Genomic DNA, 16,289 nt, shown 5'->3' with positions numbered 1-16,289 from the left:
CCAGCCGGTCTTCTCTTTTTCTATATATAAATCAAAAGATATCCATAAATTTCTATGGATATCTTAGTATCTATAAAACAGAATGATTATTTGGGATAAGTATTTTCAAATTCAACAACAATTTCAAGTAAACGATTATCTAAAAAAGATAGGGCTTCTTGTCTAATCTCATCAGAAAGACCATAATAAGCTTCTGCAATTCCTCCGCAGATAGCTGCAATGGTGTACACCAAAAAACGAGTTCATTTCCTACCAAATCTACTGGCCACTATTTTTAACCCCAGCATATACATAGGTCCTATTTCTAGGACACGCTTTTTCCGTTACCACCCTAAAATAAAAGCTATGCTCCCGCCCATCCTTGGCATTTTCCTTGTTTAAGACAAAGTAGTTTTTCTGATTCATCGCCATGGTTCGTAGGATGTCATCAATCAAGAAAGTCAAGGGTACGTTCATGGCAGAGTATTTTTGAAAATCCTCTTCAAAACGAATATAAGAATCTGAAAAATAATCCATCTGCAGTTTATTTTCATACAACTCTTTTCTAGTCATACACTCCCTCCTCCCACAGTCGAATTTCTAGGATATCTGCAAGCTCTATCAGCCTATAACCATCGCTTGTTCTAATAGATAATGATTTAGAGGATAACTCTCTCACCTTACCGATGATAGTGACTTTCTGCTTCTTTTCTTTAACCACAAAACTTCCCTTCAGTTGGCCAACATAAAGCTGGGAAAGCAAGTGTAACCTCTCAACCGAGTTCAAATCTGTCGAAAAATCAACCCGATTTTTTTCTTCACTGAGCGAACTGGTATGTTCTGAGAGGTAAAACCCCATCCACTTCTGCATACCTGGATCTTGATAATCTCGCGCGGATTGAAAAGGTAAATAAGAACGATCAATCATTTTAATCCATCTAATCCTCCAGCAGAATGGCCCCCAATCAGCTTGCTTCTAGCAAGACTCCTAGAGGCCTCTTCTAGTGCATTGGCTTTTAAGAGAGAAGTAAAACCAAATTCTTCCCGAATAGAGTCAATAGCCGTCTGGAGCCTTTCTTCTTTTTCTAACTTGTCAACATCATCAAAGAGGGAAATCAAGCCGAAGGACTCGTCTACAAATCCTGAATAGTTTACTCCGACACTTCTGATCGCTCCTGAAGTGTATTTATTATGAAATAACTTCAAAACGTGGTCTGTTAAAACAGCTGTATTATTTGTAGGTTCCACCTTCATTTGTGTGTGAATAGAGGGCCTGACTTCCTGTTTAGAGAAACCGACATAGATAGAGACAAGGGTTGTTTTCTTGCCAGATCTCCTCAATCGAATAGCCACCTGCTCCGCCATTTCTCGAAGAATAATTTCGATATCTCGTAGCTTCACGTAGTCTCTCGGCAAGATTTGAGAATTCCCCAATCCCTTGGATTTGGCTTTATAGGGCTTATGAACATTGCTCTCATCAATTCCGTTAGCATGAAACCACAAACGCAGACCAGCCTGACCCAGAGCTTTCTTTAGCTGGTCGGGATTGCTGGTTGCCAATTCCTTGATGGAAAAAATCCCCAGAGCATGCAAGCGTTTCTCCATCCGCCTGCCAATCCCCCAAAAATCCGTCATCTTGGTAATGGACCAGACCTTCTCTTCCACATCCTGGTAAGACCAGTTGGCCCTCATGGTCGGAGTGTGCTTAGCCTCATTATCCAGAGCCAACTTGGCCAGTAAGGGATTGGCATTTGACATGCCCACTGTAGCATAGATCCCTGTCTGCCTCCAAATATCCCTCTGAATACGGGCAGAAAGCATATCCAGCTTGTTTTTGCGAGAGAGACTCTTATCTGGGATGAAATAGTTAAGCGAACTAGTCAAGTCAATAAAGCCCTCATCAATCGAGTAGGGATAAATATCATCTGGGCTGCCATAGTTTTGAAAGATTCGCTGGATTTCCATATTGACTGCGATGTATTCATCCATCCTAGGAGGCACAATCAAGGTCACCTGAGCCCAATCTTCGATATAACGAACATAGTCTGAGTCGGTAGGTAGCCCTTGCTTTCGAGCATTGTAATAGGAAAATTTTCGCGTTTTGATATCAAAAGGCAAATCATAGGCCCGACCAACATTTGACTTGCCAAAAATCTTCTTAAACAGGGGAGAGGAGGCTAGGATAAGACCAGTTGAATTATCCGCACGACTCATGACACAAAGCGAGGTTTTCAGCGGATGTAATCCCCTTTTCACGCACTCAACACTGGCATAAAAGGATTTCATATCGACAAAGGCAATGTCACTTTTGGGCTCTCTGGAATAATCAAAGTAGCCCATAGTCTAGCCCTCCATCGGCACAAAGTTCCCAACGATAATCCCCACAATCCGAGGATCTTCCTCATAGGAGATGAAAATATCTTTGTATTTAGGATTGATAGAGACCAGACGCAAGCCATCTTCCTCACGATAAACCCGCTTGATATAAGTCTGATTGTTGCAAACCACTGCATAAACCGCCCCATCATAGTCAAATCCTGTCTCTCGAATCAGAGCCACTGAACCATTTTGGTATTTAGGTTCCATGGAGTCCCCAGACACCCAGGACGCAAAATCATGGGCTAGTTCCTCATTAAAGTAAACCGTATCAAAATTCTGATCATCGTAGACCGAAGCCCCAATCCCTGCTGACATGCGTTCATAAACACGGTACTCGTAGAGGCGCTCTGGCATCGCTGTTACTTTCTGGGCTTTCTCCTCTTGAGATAGGTTGCGAGCATAGAGAACAACCTTCTCCTGCCCTTGCTTGGAGAGGCTATGGTAGAGACGGACAATCTCTATCTGGGTGAAATAGCCTTTTGGTACTTTTAAAATGTTTTCTAGCTGGGCCACCTTTTCCTTGGATGGTTCCTTGACCCCACGTTCCCAAGCCGAATAAGCCTGAAAACTAATCCCAAGTTGCTCTGCAATTTCCTTCTGTGTTAGTTTTAACTCTTTTCTCCTAGCCTTTAATTTTTCTGGCTGATACATACTTCACCTCCTATTATGATACTTTAATGGACATTATCTCCCTTAGAAAGACTAATCGATGCTTGAATCCATATTTTTAAAACTCAACCAATATGGTTTAGTTTTATTATATAAAAAAAGTGAACAAATGTCTACTAGGAATATCTATTTCTGCTACACACTTAATAGTGGTATTGACCTTGTTCTATATATGTGCTAGAATTATTGTTATATATTCAATGAAAGGCTTTACACAATATGTTTCCATTCATGCCAGCAGCACGAGCAAAAACTGTTTTTGATATCCCCTATCAAAGATTATATCAACTTGGTTTTAAAGGATTAATTTTTGATATCGATCAAACTCTTGTGATGCATGGCGCCCCCGCTACAGAACAAGTTATTGAACTTTTTCAAAATCTCAAAGCCATTGGTTTCCAAATTTTTCTTTTGTCAAACAACGACGAAGAAAGAATTACACAATTTAATCAACATTTATCTGTTCCCTTTATCCCACTTTCGGAAAAACCAAATCCTAAGAACTTTAAAAAAGCTCTTGACATGATGCAGCTAAAACCATTTGAAACAGTTATGATTGGAGATCAACTTTTTACAGATGTGCTCGGAGCTAGTCGGGCAAATATCTCCACTATCTTGGTTGATTTTTTATATGATCCTAAAGAAGGCGGAATTGGTAAAAAACGATGGGTTGAAAAATTAATACTTCATACTTACCCATTTTTGAGACAAAAAAATAAAAATTTAGATGTGATCAAAAAGGAGAAACAACATGGTTTTTTGGAATAAGGATCTATTATTTTGTGAAATTAGTCCTACAACATATAAAATCTCTTTAAAAAAAGAAAATCTAAAACGACATATACAGAACCTTAAACAAGGAAAAAAATTCTCTAAGATTCGTCAAGAAAAGATATTACCCAACTTAGTTTCATCATATTCTACCCAACTGATAAAACGTGGTCCTGGAATTGATATTAATCTTCAAAAAGGAAAAGCTACCAACATACAGATTGCTAGTAAAAATCTAAATAACATTATCATTCATCCAGGAGAAGAATTTTCTTTTTGGAGTTTAGTTGGTAATACAACGAAGAAAAAAGGATACCAGGAAGGGCGAGTTATTATTAATGGGAAAGTAGAACCTGATATTGGCGGCGGGCTATGTAATTTAGCTAACTTGCTTCATCTTTTAATTGTTCATAGTCCTATGGAAATTACAGAATTTCATTCTCACTCTGATGCATTAGACCCTGATAAAGGTACTAGGAAACCATTTGCAAATGGAACTTCTGTACAGTATAATCATCAGGACTATCGTTTTAAAAATAATACTGACCAACTTATTCAATTGAGAGCATGGACTGAAAATGAGATTCTCTTCGGCGAGTTAAGAAGTGAATCACAATTTCCGTTCACTTATCAGATAGTTGAAGAAAATCATCATTTCAAAAAAGAAGGCAATTATTACTATCGCAACTCCATGATTTATCGTGAAAAACTTGATAGAATAACTGAACAAACTTTGGAAAAAGAGCTTATTTTGAAAAATCATTCAAAAGTTATGTACGATCCGAAACTCATTCCTAAAGAAATGATTAGACAGTAACCTAAGTACTTTTATTTTTAAGAAAAATAACTTAGAATTAACATCAAAAGGAACATTTATGAACTCACCTAAATTAATTGTTATGCTGACGCATAATGATCACACAATTGAAAATGCACGAGAAATCTTCGAATCATGTAAAAACACCAAAGCCGAATTTTGGGGATTTAAAGAAAAACCACTTCCAATTTCAGAAATGAAGTCTTTATTTTCAGAAATGAAATCTTACGGTAAAACTACTTTTCTTGAAGTTGTGGAATACGATGAAGAGAATGGTCTTCAAGGTGCACGAATTGCAAAAGAGTGCGGATGCGATGTTTTAATGGGGACTGTCTACTTTGATTCAATCAACGAGTTTTGTAAAGAGAATAACATAAAGTACATGCCATTCGTAGGAGAAATTAAAGAGCGTCCATCTATTTTGGAAGGTACTATAGAAAATATGATTTCTCAGGCGAAAGAATACTTAAAAAAAGGGGTCTATGGCTTTGACTTACTAGGTTACCGTTATACTGGTGACCCCTTGGAGCTAAATAATGCTTTTACTCAAGCCATACAAGCTCCCGTCTGTTTGGCCGGAAGTATTGATTGTTATGAACGGTTGAATGAAGTAATTGATACAAATCCTTGGGCATTTACAATCGGAAGTGCATTTTTTGAAAAAAAATTTGGTACAGAAATTCACGAACAGATTAATAATGTTTGTAATTATATAGAGAAATAAGGTAAAGTATACTTTGAAATTAATATGCTCTCCTCTATCAAATAAATTTTACTTTTATATCAACAAACTACTCTCAAAAAGTGAGATTAAAAGTCTCATTTTTTGAGAGTAGTTTTGTATTTTGACTATCACTTTAGTAAATATTCAGCAAAAGATATTATAATTTTTATACTAAAAATAAGATCAAGAATTTTTAACAATATGTATTAAAAATATTTCATGTTTCTGCTGTAAAAATCAATGGTGGAAATTTTCAGGGAAACTCTTGATTTTCAGACAAAAAAAGACATCCAAGAGACAATTCTTGAATGTCTGTAAACGTTGATATAATCATATTGATTAACGTTTACTAAATTGTGATGCTTTACGAGCTTTCTTAAGACCTGGTTTGAAACATTTCTATTCGAATAAGTTTCAACATGTGCTTAAAATCAATGTTTTCTCTCTTTTTCAGAAAACAATTTTTCATCTAATTTGAATAACTCTCAATTAAATGGTGTGAATGTTACCCTAAAAATACACGAAATGAGCTAGATCTTACCGAAAAGTTCACGCGATCAATCTAATCACTAATCACATTTTGCCGATTAGTGATTTTTATGTTCCATAGCAACTACTTTTGGGCATCAAACCGTTAATCTAGATACTAAAACTCTTTTTAATCAACTGAACGACCACCCAAGTCATCCAAGAACTTATCCACAACTAACAGTGTATAAACAAGTTCCTCATAGACTATTTCAATGGCGATACATAATCATCTGGAAGTTTGCCTTCAGATTCAATCCACTTCTTCTCAGCAATCGGAATCAACTCTTCAAGTTCTTCCTTAGAAAAAAGGTTCCCATTTTTAGGGATATCTATCAAAGAAGCTGGATGTTTACTTATAAATTTTCTTCTAGATTCTCTTCTCTCTTCTTCCGTTGGTGGCCAACAATCGTTCTGAATCTTCCAAGATACTTCGCGTAGCGTTCTCTCCCCACTTTCCAGTAAGGCAAATAACTCGTTTGGTAATTCATAAACCACTCGCTGAGGGGCAATTCCTCCCTCCTCGGAAACGTAATAAAGATGGTTCCCATCTCTCCAGATATGCTGACCGTAACCTTTTACTTCTTCAAACTGGATAACATCTTCCCAGTCTAGTTTTGTTGGTTTCATTTCAAACCTCTTTTACTTAAGTGGTGATACATAATCATCTGGAAGTTCTCCTTCAGATTCAATCCACTGCTTCTCAGCAATCGGAATCAACTCTTCAAGTTCTTCCTTAGAAAAAAGGTTCCTATTTTTAGGGACATCTATCAAAGAAGCTGGATGTTTACTTATAAATTTTCTTCTAGATTCTCTTCTCTCTTCTTCCGTTGGTGGCCAACGATCGTTCTCCGCTTTAAAATCAATTTCACGTGCCGTTCTCCTACCTAATAAATATTCGTTAAAATCAGAAGGATTAATCTCAAAGATACGACGAACTGAAGCTACTCCAAACTCACCAAAAGTATAGTATTTTCCTTCATGTGTTCGAAAATCATATCCTTTTGGTGATTCAATCTTTTCAAAGGTATCAAACTCTTCCCATGTTATTTTAGTTAAACTCATTTTAATTACCTCCTAATTTTCTAATTGTAAATTCTCCCCACGGCACTTCGTCAATGACTGCTTCTGGCATATTTCCTGGGAAGGTTTGTCCTCCTGGTTTCCAAAAACCATCAAAAGCAGACTCTTCATTTCCACTTGGAATTCTTGTGTTTTGAACTGAAATAACAACGGATTTATACTAATTATTAATGCTCTTTTTCGAACCATAAAGTGTATAGCGGACTGATTTTCTCAAATAATTCCTTTTCATATTGATATCTATTCTCTTGTACTTTCTCAACTATTTGACTAACTTTCTCAAATTCATTATTTTTAATCAATTTGTCAATTAAATCTACATCTTTTTCATCAATCTTTTGCGAGGAAATATTCTTAATGATTATCTTTAAAATTTGATAAGTCACCTCATTGTCATCTAATTTAGAAATCTCGGATGTTATTTTTCCTCTCTCAGTAAAAACTAGATTATACCTTCCATTTCTATCCTCTATTATAGAAATTCCCTCCGGAAAGTAGGGAGGTTGTTCAGAAAAATGAATTCCAAATTCACCTAATTTTATGTTTCCAATTTTTGAAACTTCGGATTCAATTTTGTTTTTTAATTTTATTAGCATTTAATTATTCCTATTTCAATATTAAAACTTCTCAATCCCTTCTGAACTATACCCTAACAAGGTGGCTTCATATTCATCAACTAATCCATTATCACCATTCAGTTGAATCAGCCACTCCTTAATAGTTTTTAATTTTACAATCGATACATAGAAGGTTTGAAATATTCTGTTTGGTAGATAAAAGAGATTGTATTCATTGTCACTTGCATCTATATAATAAATCTTGTTTAGCTCTGAAGAAAAATTTATTTTTCCTTTAGTCCTAGAATCAATCGAATAAAAGTTATCGAGTTGTTCTCTAGTTAAGTATTCTTTTAATATTTCAATATCTTCTATATCATTTATTAAAGTCATCAGTGGGAATTCAAAATTTGTAACTCCTCTTTTAACAAATATAGCAAAATATAGCTGTGCTAACTCCTTATTACTAATTTTACAATATTCTAAAATAACACCTCTTTCATTTAGTGAAATAAAAAATTCGTCTTCTCTTTTTTCTAGAATATAAATAATATCCACATTATCATATGCCCGCAACTTGTTATTTCTTGAAACAATTTCGACATTGCTGATAAATCTTTTCAAACTTACAATATATTCATTATCAAACATTATAATTTCCTCAAATAACCAAATTCTATTAGTTTTTTAATAATAGCTGTCTCATCAGAAGGGATAGACATTATCTGTTTAGCAAAGAATGGATCTAATTTAAACTGTATTCCTCCTCCCGGTTGATCAAACCACGGAGCTATTTCCCCTTTTAAAACAGGTAAATCCATTAATATTTCATATTGATTATAGTTCTTAAAATCCGAGTTTGGAGACATTGCCCTCATCTCTTTAGATTCACCGATATTTCCAAAAAAGTGTCCATAATCAGAACCAAATCGATCAATTTTATCTCCCGGAGATAGGATTGTCTTTTGATATTCTCCTTTTACAAAGCCATCAATATTTGGATCACCTTTTTGTCCTGGCCAGTTCTCACTACCTGTAAGTTGATCAAAATATTTTGGATTATCATACACTGCCTTATTTTCAAGATATAGTTTTGAATTAACTGGTCTTTCCCAGGATAACAGTTTAATACGATCTTGAACCATTATACCTGATTCCGCATACTCATGCCATTGAAGATATCTCTGACGGTCCATCGGTTCCATACCCATCAAGTTTTTCTGGAATTTCTCCTTCGCCAGATACTGGTCAAAGTTACTGGATTCCCTCGCAAGTTTACTTTCTTCCAGATTCTTCAGAATCTGTTCGCGGTTATACTTCGGTGCTTCGACATCGTGGACCCCCTTCACCTTCGGAAGTTCCTGACTAACTAATGGGGATTTGTTTAAGTTTCGTTGGAGTTTCTCCTTCGCCAGATACTGGTCAAAGTTACTGGATTCCCTCGCAAGTTTACTTTCTTTCAGATTCTTCAGAATCTGCTCGCGGTTATACTTCGGTGCTTCGACCTCTACTTTCACCTTATTGAGACTAAACTTGCTGGCTGCTGAGGAGACCGCATAACCTCCTACGATATTCCCGATAAAGTTTGCGGTTTGGGCATCTTCTTCGCTTCCACCTAGGAGCTTGGTCCCATGATAGGCAACCTGACCCGCTGTATAGGCACCTGCTTCCCCTATCGCAAACTGGGTCAAGCCCTTGACAACGCTCTGAGTCTGCCCTATGGGAATCATGATAGAACTCGCTGTCACAAAGATCCCACCAACCTGATGATACAGCTTGTCATTCCCCATGAAAAGCGTATCTCGGATACGATTATAGGATTTCGTATGGACATCCCCTGCATTTCCAAGTTGGATGTTATGAATCCCTTCCCCTGCATTAGACGCCCCATAAGCCGCTGTTCCAATTCCTGCGGTTAAGCCAGCCCCAACAACCAAGGGTGTCGCTGCCCCCATAGTTGCCCAAATCGCTAAAGCACCAATCGCAACGGTCACCACACCAATTGCCAGGTCTTTCCAACCGTTCTTGGCTCGATCCTCCGCAGCCAAGGCTTCAAAACGAGCCTTGTCTCTCTCCTGAGCAGCCTTCACTCGTTCAACACGACTCTCCATCTGCTTGGTCGCCTGTTGGTAGGCCATCGCAAAGCGTTGGACAGACTGGAGTTTGGCGAAATCACCCGACTGATAAGTCCCTACAGTCCGTGTCTTCCCTGCATGTTCTGCTATCAAGGCCTTAGTCGCCGACAAGAGTTCCTTAAAGGCGACCAAATCCTGACTCGCATGATTACTTTCATACTGGATGATCGAGTTGTCCAAGTTCTTGACCTGATTCATGAGAAAGTTATAGTTCATGACCGTACTGGTATGACTGCTTCCTGAATAGCTCACCAAGTCTGAAATCTTGTCCTTAGTCGTGTTCAAGAGCTCAATCTCACTCTTTAGATTGTCACGTGAACTCTTTAAATCACTATGTAATCGTGTAAACACCTGACCTGGTAACTTTGCATGATTGCTTGAATCAATTTGATAGTAGCCATCCTTGTACAGTAGGAGATTAGTTGAGTAGTCATTCATCAGGTTGACCAGAGTTTGAAGAAGAGTCCCATGCACCTCTACTAGGTAATTGCGCATACTCGAGATGGCCTGACCTTGGAGATTTTGATTGTTGATGAAGTCGCTCATAGCCTTATTTAGACTAGCGATGGCCTCTTCCCAAGCATTCATCGTCTTTTGACTTTCCACTTGAACAGAGGTAATATCATCAAATTTTATCTTGTAACTCATAGAACCTCCTTACTGCAAGCCAGAAAACATTGTTTGTCCCAATACAGTATCTGTACGGGCCAACTCTTTTCCTGTAGCTGACATCAAGGTGATGTCTGTTCCCAATAAGGACGTATAGCTCGTCATCAACTGATAAAGCTCATTGAATTGTTCCTGATACAGGTTCAATCCTTCTTCATTATACCACAAAAGAGAGCGTTTCCGCTCCCTTTATTACTCTGGTAATTCTACCTTCAAACTCATATCTGTAGGCTGCAACACTTTCTGAACCGCAGCAAGAAAGGCTAGTCCATTATCAGATGGAGAATACTGGAAGGTAATATGGATGACTTTTTTATCAAACTTATCGCCATATCTCTCCACATACTGCTTACTTTCGAGGAAGTAGATGTAGTTGTTGAGTTTTTCTTGAAGTTTCAAGAGATGTTCCTCTTCCAGAGACTCTATCCATTTGTTTTCATCAATCAACAACAACTCTAGATGGTCATCAGAGACACCCATCGCATCGATACTTGTAACGTCTAGTTCAATTTTCTCAACTGTTTTAATGGTTTCTACTACCTTAGGGGGATTGTAGTATTTTTCCTTGAATTCCTTAAGAATCTTCTCTACCTTTTCTTCGTCACACTGTCTGTATAATGGACTACGGTCTAATACATTACATAGTCTTTCATAGGTATAAGTACGTTTCTGCTCATCCGATAATTTTGAAATGCTTTCTATAATATTTCTTACCAATTCATCTGTTTCAATAACAAAGGGAAGGCTTGTATATCTTCTTAAACGACTGCCTTGCATAGAAATATAATCAGTCACCTTATCTAATTTGACTAGGTCAGTCGATAAGCTAAAATCTTTCAAGATGTCAAAAGTTCTTCTTGCTATATCCTCATCACCTTCCACATACAGAGGATATAAGCAATATTCCATTAATACTCCAATATCTGTACTATTCACATCATAAGAATCTCGTTGTCGAAAACGATACTTCGGTTCCGTCCCTAGAAAAACTTCAGCTTCTTTCCCTTCCTTCATTATTTCACGATAGTCTTTTACAAAATTTTGATAATCTTTAGGCTCTGGTATTTCAAATTTCTTCATTTATTTACTCCATTCGTTAATTCTAAAAATCCCTTCAACTGAAATAATTTCATTAGTGCCTGGTCTATAGACACGTGGATTTTTGATTTCATAATAGCCTTGACGTTCAATCGCAGATAGAAAGTCATCGTAGGAATGCCCCTTCATATCGATTGACGGCATAAGTAGTTCGCTGTTTAAAACCGTTAAATAATCTTTTTAAAAATCTAGTCCCATTATACCACAAAAAGAGAGCGTTTCCGCTCCCTTTATTACTCTGGTAATTCTACCTTCAAACTCATATCAGTCGGTTGCAACACCTTCTGAACCGCAGCGAGAAAGGCCAATCCGTTATCAGATGGAGAATACTGAAATGTGATATGGATGACTTTTTTATCAAAGTTATCGCCGTATCGTTCCACATACTGCTTGCTTTCAAGGAAGTAGATATAATTGTTGAGTTTTTCTTGAAGTTTCAAGAGATGTTCCTCTTCTAATGACTCAATCCATTTGTTTCCATCAATCAACAACAACTCAAGGTGGTCATCAGAAACACCCATCGCATCGATGCTTGTAACGTCTAGTTCAATTTTCTCAACTGTTTTAATGGTTTCTACTACCTTAGGTGGATTGTAGTATTTTTCCTTGAATTCCTTGAGAATCTTCTCTACCTTTTCTTCGTCACACTGTCTGTATAAAGGATCACGGTCTAATGCATTACACAGCCCTTGATATAACCAATCTTTCTTCTGTTCATCTGATAGATTAGAAATACTCTCTATAATATTTCTTACTAACTCATCAGTCTTAATAACAAATGGAAGGCTAATATATCTTTTCAAACGCCTATTTTGAATGAAAATATAATCAGTCACCTTATCTAATTTGACTAGGTCAGCCGATAAGCTAAAATCTTTCAAGATGTCAAAAGTTCTTCTTGCTATATCCTCATCACCTTCTGCATACAGAGGGAATAAGCAATATTCCATCAATACACTAATATCTGTACTATCAAGTTCATAAGAATCTCGTTGCCGAAAACGATACTTAGTTTCTGTTCCTAGAAATGCTTCTGCTTCTTTCCCTTCCTTCATCACTTCTAGATAATGTTTGACAAAATATTTATAATTCTCTTTATTTTTCAATTTATATGCCTGCATTTATTTACTCCATTGATTAATTCTAAAAATCCCTTCAACTGAAATAATTTCATTAGTGCCTGGTTTATAGACACGTGGATTTTTGATTTCATAATAGCCTTGACGTTCAATCGCAGATAGAAAATCATCATAAGAATGTCCCTGCATGTCAATCGTCGGCATAAGTAGTTCGCTGTTTAAAACCGTTAAATAATCTTTTTAAAAATCTAGTCCCATTATACCACAAAAAGAGAGCGTTTCCGCTCCCTTTATTACTCTGGTAATTCTACCTTCAAACTCATATCTGTAGGTTGTAACACCTTCTGAACCGCTGCGAGAAAGGCTAGTCCATTATCAGATGGAGAATATTGGAAGGTAATATGGATGACTTTTTTGTCAAACTTATCGCCATATCTCTCCACATACTGCTTGCTTTCGAGGAAGTAGATATAGTTATTGAGTTTTTCTTGAAGTTTCAAGAGATGCTCCTCTTCTAATGACTCAATCCATTTGTTTTCATCAATCAACAACAACTCCAGATGGTCATCAGAAACACCCATAGCATCGATGCTTGTAACATCTAGTTCAATTTTCTCAGCTGTTTTAATGGTTTCTACTACCTTAGGGGGATTGTAGTATTTTTCCTTGAATTCCTTAAGAATCTTCTCTACCTTTTCTTCATCACACTGCCTGTATAATGGACTACGGTCTAATACATTACATAGTCTTTCATAGGTATACGTATGTTTCTGCTCATCAGATAATTTTGAAATGCTTTCTATAATATTTCTTACCAATTCATCTGTTTCAATAACAAAGGAAAGATTAGAATATTCAGTTAAAAACCAGTTTTGAATAGAGATATAATCAGTTACCTTATCTAATTTGACTAAGTCAATCGATAAGCTAAAATCCTTCAAGATTTCAAAAGTTCTTCTCGCTATATCCTTATCACCTTCCACATACAGAGGGAATAAGCAATATTCCATTAATACGCTAATGTCTGTACTGTCAAGTTCATAAGAATCTCGTTCTCGTATGCGATATTTTGCATCTGTGCCTAAAAAAGCTTCTTCCTCTTTTCCTTCTTCCATCACACTACGATAAAAATTAACAAAAGATTCATATTCTTTAGGCTCTGGTATTTCAAATTTTTTCATTTATTTACTCCATTGATTTATTCTACCTATTTCTGGGTATTTACTTGCACTATTGTTGAATGATGGTATTAAAACTTTGTCTTATTATAGCATAAAATAAATACAGAAAAAATAAAATGGGGAACTTAAGGAAAAAGAAAACCACCTGAAAAAAATATCAGATGGTAAACTTTTCAATCTTGAACAAACTAATAAGTTTCTTAGAATGTTATTTTTGTGATAACTTCTGCAACATTTCAGGAGAAATTGGGTCCACAAGAACATACTTGGCATCTAGCATGTAAATTCCCTCAGTCAACGACTCTAAGAATTCCCGATAAGGAACTTCGGCTAGTTTTTCGCCATCGGCTGTCATGATAAACAGTCGTGCAACTGCAACCTTACTTCCTCGATACTCTTGTAAATATTGAGGTTCTAGCTCTGGTTGAGCCGGTAAGATTGTTCGTCCTTCACTATTTAGATAATTGATAGGGATAATGATGTCCTCTCCATTTTGCTCTACTTTAAAAACTTGTTGCTCAGAGTAATAAGCATTTAGCTGTTGGGTAAAGCGCAAACGCTGGTCATAACTATTTAAGAGTTGATCATCCGGCACATGGATAATCTGCCCTAGGTAGAGTTCATTGATGTAAATAGGACGTTTCACTCCCATAACTTCTACTATAGGATAAACTTTTACTTCCTTAGTCAATTCTGAAAGAGCTGATAAGAAAATATCTGTGAAATGAAATTCTAGAATAGAATCTTTATCATAGTCCACGCCATCATGTTCACACACTCTTACATCTAAGAAAACCAGCAATGTTTTCAAGAACATCAAGGCCCCAGTCCAGTCAGAAGCTGTCGCCAAATCTGGAACAGATACCTGATAGGCTTGACCATCAAAAGATAGACGGAACCCTAGACTAGACTTCTCTTTGACCCCAAACTGAACAGAATGGAAATCCGAAATAAGAGAGTCTGCAGATGGCTTTGATCCTGCATCCTTAGCGGAAACGCTGTAACATTCAAAAAGTTCTGCTTGAAGCACCTCACCAATTCTTAGTGATTGGTTGCTTTTTATTGTAAAATTAACTGATTTCATATTTTTCTCCTTCGGTCTACTGGTAAATCCTTTCTACGACGTAGAATCGTTACTTCGCTGACAGGGATTTTTCCTGATGCATACGTAATATGACCGTACTTATCATCCATCAATGACGCGCCATCTGCTATATTATTTTCATTTAAAAATTCTTTATCAGAAACCAATATTCGCACATAAGAATCGGGTGCTGTAAAATCATCATCCCCATGCTTGTGACCTGCGATTGCAAATTCCTGACCTTTATATAGGACACGATCATAAACGCTATATCTTTGCGTAACTTCACTATAAGACAGGAACTTCCCGTATAACCCTTCATAATCACCAGATTCATAGAAACTATAGGGAACGTAGCCCTCTTCCAACATCGCTGGAGCTTTTGATAGAAGAATATATCCATTTATATAATTCACAAAATTAGAATATACTTTATCTTCATAAACTAGATATTCTTTATCCATTTTATCCCTCCACGTATTCCATTATACCATATTTATTGACCCTACCAACTAATACTTCCTCTCCTCCGACATTTAGATACAATTTAGAGCCTTCCTTGAGTCTACTTCTATTTGAATGACGATATTCTGGAACCAAAAACTCATCTGAATCTGATTTTATAAAGCCATTTCCACTAGCAGGGTCTATTGCTTTATAAGGCTTACCTGTATCGCTATTCATCAAAACATTACCTTTTGCATCTATTAAATTCCCATCCATATCTCCATATGGGATTTTAATATAACCCGTCTCATCAGTAGTATACTCTAAACGAAGATATGCATCTGTTTTTAGCTTCAAATTACCATTCTGATCACGTACTGCAACCCTATTGCCATTTGCATCAATCATAGTTTCAACAAATGGTGATCCCTCATAGTCCAATCGTAATCCTTCTACAGCTTCCCTGATATTAGTAATATTTTTCACATCCGAACGTTTGGCTACATAGCCACCCGCTGTTGCTTTTTTCCTATCAAATAGCCAAACCTCATCTTCAATAGGCATAATCTTTTGCATGACGGTTGAATCGTTTGGATACGGAATTGTATTACGAATATCAATCATCATATCATATTCAGACTGTGTCATTTTGGTCACATGCGTATTCCTTAGTCAATTAAATTCATCCCAAGAAACACCATACTCTTTTAATTTTTGGTCAATGATTGCTCGAGTTGTTGATTGACTTGGTGATGGATTCGCTGTTCCCTTCACCTTCGGAAGTTCCCGACTAACTAATGGGGATTTGTTTAAGCCTCGTTGTAGTTTCTCCTTCGCCAGATACTGGTCAAAGTTACTGGATTCCCTCGCAAGTCTACTTTCTTCCAGATTCTTCAGAATCTGTTCGCGGTTATACTTCGGTGCTTCGACATCGTGGACACCCTTCACCTTCGGAAGTTCCTGACTAACTAATGGGGATTTGTTTAAGCCTTGTTGGAGTTTCTCCTTCGCCAGATACTGGTCAAAGTTACTGGATTCCCTCGCAAGTTTGCTTTCCTCTATATTCTTCAGGATTTGTTCTTTGTTATA

General features: G+C 36.9%; 22 protein-coding genes and 2 pseudogenes. 3 read left to right on the top strand and 21 right to left on the bottom strand.

Features of this window, described 5'->3' with window-relative positions; translation table 11 throughout:
- Positions 1-86: 86 nt before the first annotated feature.
- From JJN14_RS01790 to JJN14_RS01770, 5 genes are read right to left on the bottom strand one after another with little or no spacing between them, the layout of a single operon-like run.
- The gene (locus JJN14_RS01790) at positions 87-230 is read right to left on the bottom strand and encodes an ADP-ribosylation/crystallin J1 (RefSeq protein ID WP_070842245.1); all 144 of its coding nucleotides are present in this window, start codon (positions 228-230) and stop codon (positions 87-89) included.
- Between the two features lie 28 nt (positions 231-258).
- Positions 259-552 carry a DUF5960 family protein gene (locus JJN14_RS01785; protein ID WP_070842246.1) on the bottom strand — a complete coding sequence of 98 codons (294 nt, stop codon included), beginning with the start codon at positions 550-552 and terminating at the stop codon, positions 259-261.
- Complete coding sequence (locus tag JJN14_RS01780; RefSeq protein WP_070842247.1) at positions 545-907, bottom strand: hypothetical protein; 363 nt, start codon at positions 905-907, stop codon at positions 545-547. The genes JJN14_RS01785 and JJN14_RS01780 overlap by 8 nt, the downstream gene beginning before the upstream one ends.
- The gene (locus JJN14_RS01775; protein ID WP_201058743.1) at positions 904-2,319 is read right to left on the bottom strand and encodes a Y-family DNA polymerase; all 1,416 of its coding nucleotides are present in this window, start codon (positions 2,317-2,319) and stop codon (positions 904-906) included. Before JJN14_RS01775 ends, JJN14_RS01780 begins: the two co-directional genes overlap by 4 nt.
- Before the next feature lie 3 nt (positions 2,320-2,322).
- Positions 2,323-3,009: an XRE family transcriptional regulator gene (locus JJN14_RS01770; protein WP_049486635.1), complete on the bottom strand. Its 687-nt coding sequence runs from the start codon at positions 3,007-3,009 to the stop codon at positions 2,323-2,325.
- 249 nt (positions 3,010-3,258) lie between these two features.
- On the opposite strand from JJN14_RS01770, the gene JJN14_RS01765 reads away from it, so the two are divergent.
- The 3 genes from JJN14_RS01765 to JJN14_RS01755 are packed head-to-tail and all read left to right on the top strand — an operon-like array spanning position 3,259 to position 5,339.
- A complete protein-coding gene (locus tag JJN14_RS01765) occupies positions 3,259-3,795 on the top strand; it encodes a YqeG family HAD IIIA-type phosphatase (RefSeq protein ID WP_235228610.1) in 537 nt (178 codons plus the stop codon).
- Complete coding sequence (locus tag JJN14_RS01760; RefSeq protein WP_201058742.1) at positions 3,779-4,615, top strand: VanW family protein; 837 nt, start codon at positions 3,779-3,781, stop codon at positions 4,613-4,615. Before JJN14_RS01765 ends, JJN14_RS01760 begins: the two co-directional genes overlap by 17 nt.
- A 58-nt stretch (positions 4,616-4,673) precedes the next feature.
- Positions 4,674-5,339, top strand: coding sequence for a hypothetical protein (locus tag JJN14_RS01755; RefSeq protein ID WP_049486648.1), 666 nt, complete (start codon positions 4,674-4,676; stop codon positions 5,337-5,339).
- 735 nt (positions 5,340-6,074) lie between these two features.
- Here JJN14_RS01755 and JJN14_RS01750 read toward each other — a convergent pair.
- The 16 genes and pseudogenes from JJN14_RS01750 to JJN14_RS10285 form a co-directional block, all read right to left on the bottom strand.
- Entirely contained in the window at positions 6,075-6,497 is a 423-nt protein-coding gene (locus tag JJN14_RS01750) for a hypothetical protein (protein ID WP_201058741.1), read from the bottom strand.
- A 12-nt stretch (positions 6,498-6,509) separates the two neighbouring features.
- Complete coding sequence (locus tag JJN14_RS01745; protein WP_049487055.1) at positions 6,510-6,932, bottom strand: hypothetical protein; 423 nt, start codon at positions 6,930-6,932, stop codon at positions 6,510-6,512.
- A 185-nt stretch (positions 6,933-7,117) separates the two neighbouring features.
- Positions 7,118-7,546 carry an Imm63 family immunity protein gene (locus JJN14_RS01740; protein WP_125448207.1) on the bottom strand — a complete coding sequence of 143 codons (429 nt, stop codon included), beginning with the start codon at positions 7,544-7,546 and terminating at the stop codon, positions 7,118-7,120.
- 21 nt (positions 7,547-7,567) lie between these two features.
- Entirely contained in the window at positions 7,568-8,158 is a 591-nt protein-coding gene (locus JJN14_RS01735; protein WP_201058740.1) for a hypothetical protein, read from the bottom strand.
- Positions 8,158-9,618: a glycohydrolase toxin TNT-related protein gene (locus tag JJN14_RS10290; protein WP_416069293.1), complete on the bottom strand. Its 1,461-nt coding sequence runs from the start codon at positions 9,616-9,618 to the stop codon at positions 8,158-8,160. Before JJN14_RS10290 ends, JJN14_RS01735 begins: the two co-directional genes overlap by 1 nt.
- Before the next feature lie 168 nt (positions 9,619-9,786).
- Positions 9,787-10,188, bottom strand: a pseudogene (locus tag JJN14_RS10235) (T7SS effector LXG polymorphic toxin); the annotation flags it as partial.
- Between the two features lie 111 nt (positions 10,189-10,299).
- A complete protein-coding gene (locus JJN14_RS01715) occupies positions 10,300-10,479 on the bottom strand; it encodes a hypothetical protein (RefSeq protein WP_201059163.1) in 180 nt (59 codons plus the stop codon).
- Positions 10,480-10,503: 24 nt separating this feature from the next.
- Positions 10,504-11,391 carry an NAD glycohydrolase inhibitor gene (gene ifs, locus JJN14_RS01710; RefSeq protein WP_201058739.1) on the bottom strand — a complete coding sequence of 296 codons (888 nt, stop codon included), beginning with the start codon at positions 11,389-11,391 and terminating at the stop codon, positions 10,504-10,506.
- Positions 11,392-11,553, bottom strand: coding sequence for a hypothetical protein (locus JJN14_RS01705; RefSeq protein ID WP_201058738.1), 162 nt, complete (start codon positions 11,551-11,553; stop codon positions 11,392-11,394).
- 89 nt (positions 11,554-11,642) lie between these two features.
- Complete coding sequence (gene ifs, locus JJN14_RS01700; RefSeq protein ID WP_201058737.1) at positions 11,643-12,530, bottom strand: NAD glycohydrolase inhibitor; 888 nt, start codon at positions 12,528-12,530, stop codon at positions 11,643-11,645.
- The gene (locus tag JJN14_RS01695) at positions 12,531-12,692 is read right to left on the bottom strand and encodes a hypothetical protein (protein ID WP_201058736.1); all 162 of its coding nucleotides are present in this window, start codon (positions 12,690-12,692) and stop codon (positions 12,531-12,533) included.
- Positions 12,693-12,781: 89 nt separating this feature from the next.
- Positions 12,782-13,669 (bottom strand): NAD glycohydrolase inhibitor, encoded by an 888-nt coding sequence (gene ifs / locus JJN14_RS01690; RefSeq protein WP_004263918.1) that lies wholly within the window; start codon positions 13,667-13,669, stop codon positions 12,782-12,784.
- Between the two features lie 208 nt (positions 13,670-13,877).
- Positions 13,878-14,753, bottom strand: a complete 876-nt coding sequence (locus JJN14_RS01685; RefSeq protein WP_201058735.1) for a DUF4299 family protein — start codon at positions 14,751-14,753, stop codon at positions 13,878-13,880.
- On the bottom strand, positions 14,750-15,217 hold the full coding sequence (locus JJN14_RS01680; RefSeq protein WP_042749693.1) for a hypothetical protein: 468 nt from the start codon (positions 15,215-15,217) through the stop codon (positions 14,750-14,752). Before JJN14_RS01680 ends, JJN14_RS01685 begins: the two co-directional genes overlap by 4 nt.
- Before the next feature lies 1 nt (position 15,218).
- A complete protein-coding gene (locus tag JJN14_RS01675) occupies positions 15,219-15,857 on the bottom strand; it encodes a hypothetical protein (RefSeq protein WP_201058734.1) in 639 nt (212 codons plus the stop codon).
- A 153-nt stretch (positions 15,858-16,010) separates the two neighbouring features.
- Positions 16,011-16,190, bottom strand: a pseudogene (locus tag JJN14_RS10285) (cell division protein FtsK); the annotation flags it as partial.
- Positions 16,191-16,289: the final 99 nt, after the last annotated feature.

This window comes from Streptococcus mitis, assembly GCF_016658865.1.
GTDB classification, from domain to species: Bacteria; Bacillota; Bacilli; order Lactobacillales; family Streptococcaceae; genus Streptococcus; species Streptococcus mitis_BT.
The sequence above is the reverse complement of the archived record's forward strand: the minus strand, read 5'-3'. Positions and strand labels throughout refer to the sequence as shown.

What these genes read in the sequence shown, in the direction of transcription:
- JJN14_RS01785 (WP_070842246.1), bottom strand. Translation starts at nt 552, where the DNA reads ATGACTAGAAAAGAGTTGTATGAAAATAAACTGCAGATGGATTATTTT.
- JJN14_RS01780 (WP_070842247.1), bottom strand. Translation starts at nt 907, where the DNA reads ATGATTGATCGTTCTTATTTACCTTTTCAATCCGCGCGAGATTATCAA.
- JJN14_RS01775 (WP_201058743.1), bottom strand. Translation starts at nt 2,319, where the DNA reads ATGGGCTACTTTGATTATTCCAGAGAGCCCAAAAGTGACATTGCCTTT.
- JJN14_RS01770 (WP_049486635.1), bottom strand. Translation starts at nt 3,009, where the DNA reads ATGTATCAGCCAGAAAAATTAAAGGCTAGGAGAAAAGAGTTAAAACTA.
- JJN14_RS01765 (WP_235228610.1), top strand. Translation starts at nt 3,259, where the DNA reads ATGCCAGCAGCACGAGCAAAAACTGTTTTTGATATCCCCTATCAAAGA.
- JJN14_RS01760 (WP_201058742.1), top strand. Translation starts at nt 3,779, where the DNA reads ATGGTTTTTTGGAATAAGGATCTATTATTTTGTGAAATTAGTCCTACA.
- JJN14_RS01755 (WP_049486648.1), top strand. Translation starts at nt 4,674, where the DNA reads ATGAACTCACCTAAATTAATTGTTATGCTGACGCATAATGATCACACA.
- JJN14_RS01750 (WP_201058741.1), bottom strand. Translation starts at nt 6,497, where the DNA reads ATGAAACCAACAAAACTAGACTGGGAAGATGTTATCCAGTTTGAAGAA.
- JJN14_RS01745 (WP_049487055.1), bottom strand. Translation starts at nt 6,932, where the DNA reads ATGAGTTTAACTAAAATAACATGGGAAGAGTTTGATACCTTTGAAAAG.
- JJN14_RS01740 (WP_125448207.1), bottom strand. Translation starts at nt 7,546, where the DNA reads ATGCTAATAAAATTAAAAAACAAAATTGAATCCGAAGTTTCAAAAATT.
- JJN14_RS01735 (WP_201058740.1), bottom strand. Translation starts at nt 8,158, where the DNA reads ATGTTTGATAATGAATATATTGTAAGTTTGAAAAGATTTATCAGCAAT.
- JJN14_RS10290 (WP_416069293.1), bottom strand. Translation starts at nt 9,618, where the DNA reads ATGGAGAGTCGTGTTGAACGAGTGAAGGCTGCTCAGGAGAGAGACAAG.
- ifs (WP_201058739.1), bottom strand. Translation starts at nt 11,391, where the DNA reads ATGAAGAAATTTGAAATACCAGAGCCTAAAGATTATCAAAATTTTGTA.
- JJN14_RS01705 (WP_201058738.1), bottom strand. Translation starts at nt 11,553, where the DNA reads ATGCCGTCAATCGATATGAAGGGGCATTCCTACGATGACTTTCTATCT.
- ifs (WP_201058737.1), bottom strand. Translation starts at nt 12,530, where the DNA reads ATGCAGGCATATAAATTGAAAAATAAAGAGAATTATAAATATTTTGTC.
- JJN14_RS01695 (WP_201058736.1), bottom strand. Translation starts at nt 12,692, where the DNA reads ATGCCGACGATTGACATGCAGGGACATTCTTATGATGATTTTCTATCT.
- ifs (WP_004263918.1), bottom strand. Translation starts at nt 13,669, where the DNA reads ATGAAAAAATTTGAAATACCAGAGCCTAAAGAATATGAATCTTTTGTT.
- JJN14_RS01685 (WP_201058735.1), bottom strand. Translation starts at nt 14,753, where the DNA reads ATGAAATCAGTTAATTTTACAATAAAAAGCAACCAATCACTAAGAATT.
- JJN14_RS01680 (WP_042749693.1), bottom strand. Translation starts at nt 15,217, where the DNA reads ATGGATAAAGAATATCTAGTTTATGAAGATAAAGTATATTCTAATTTT.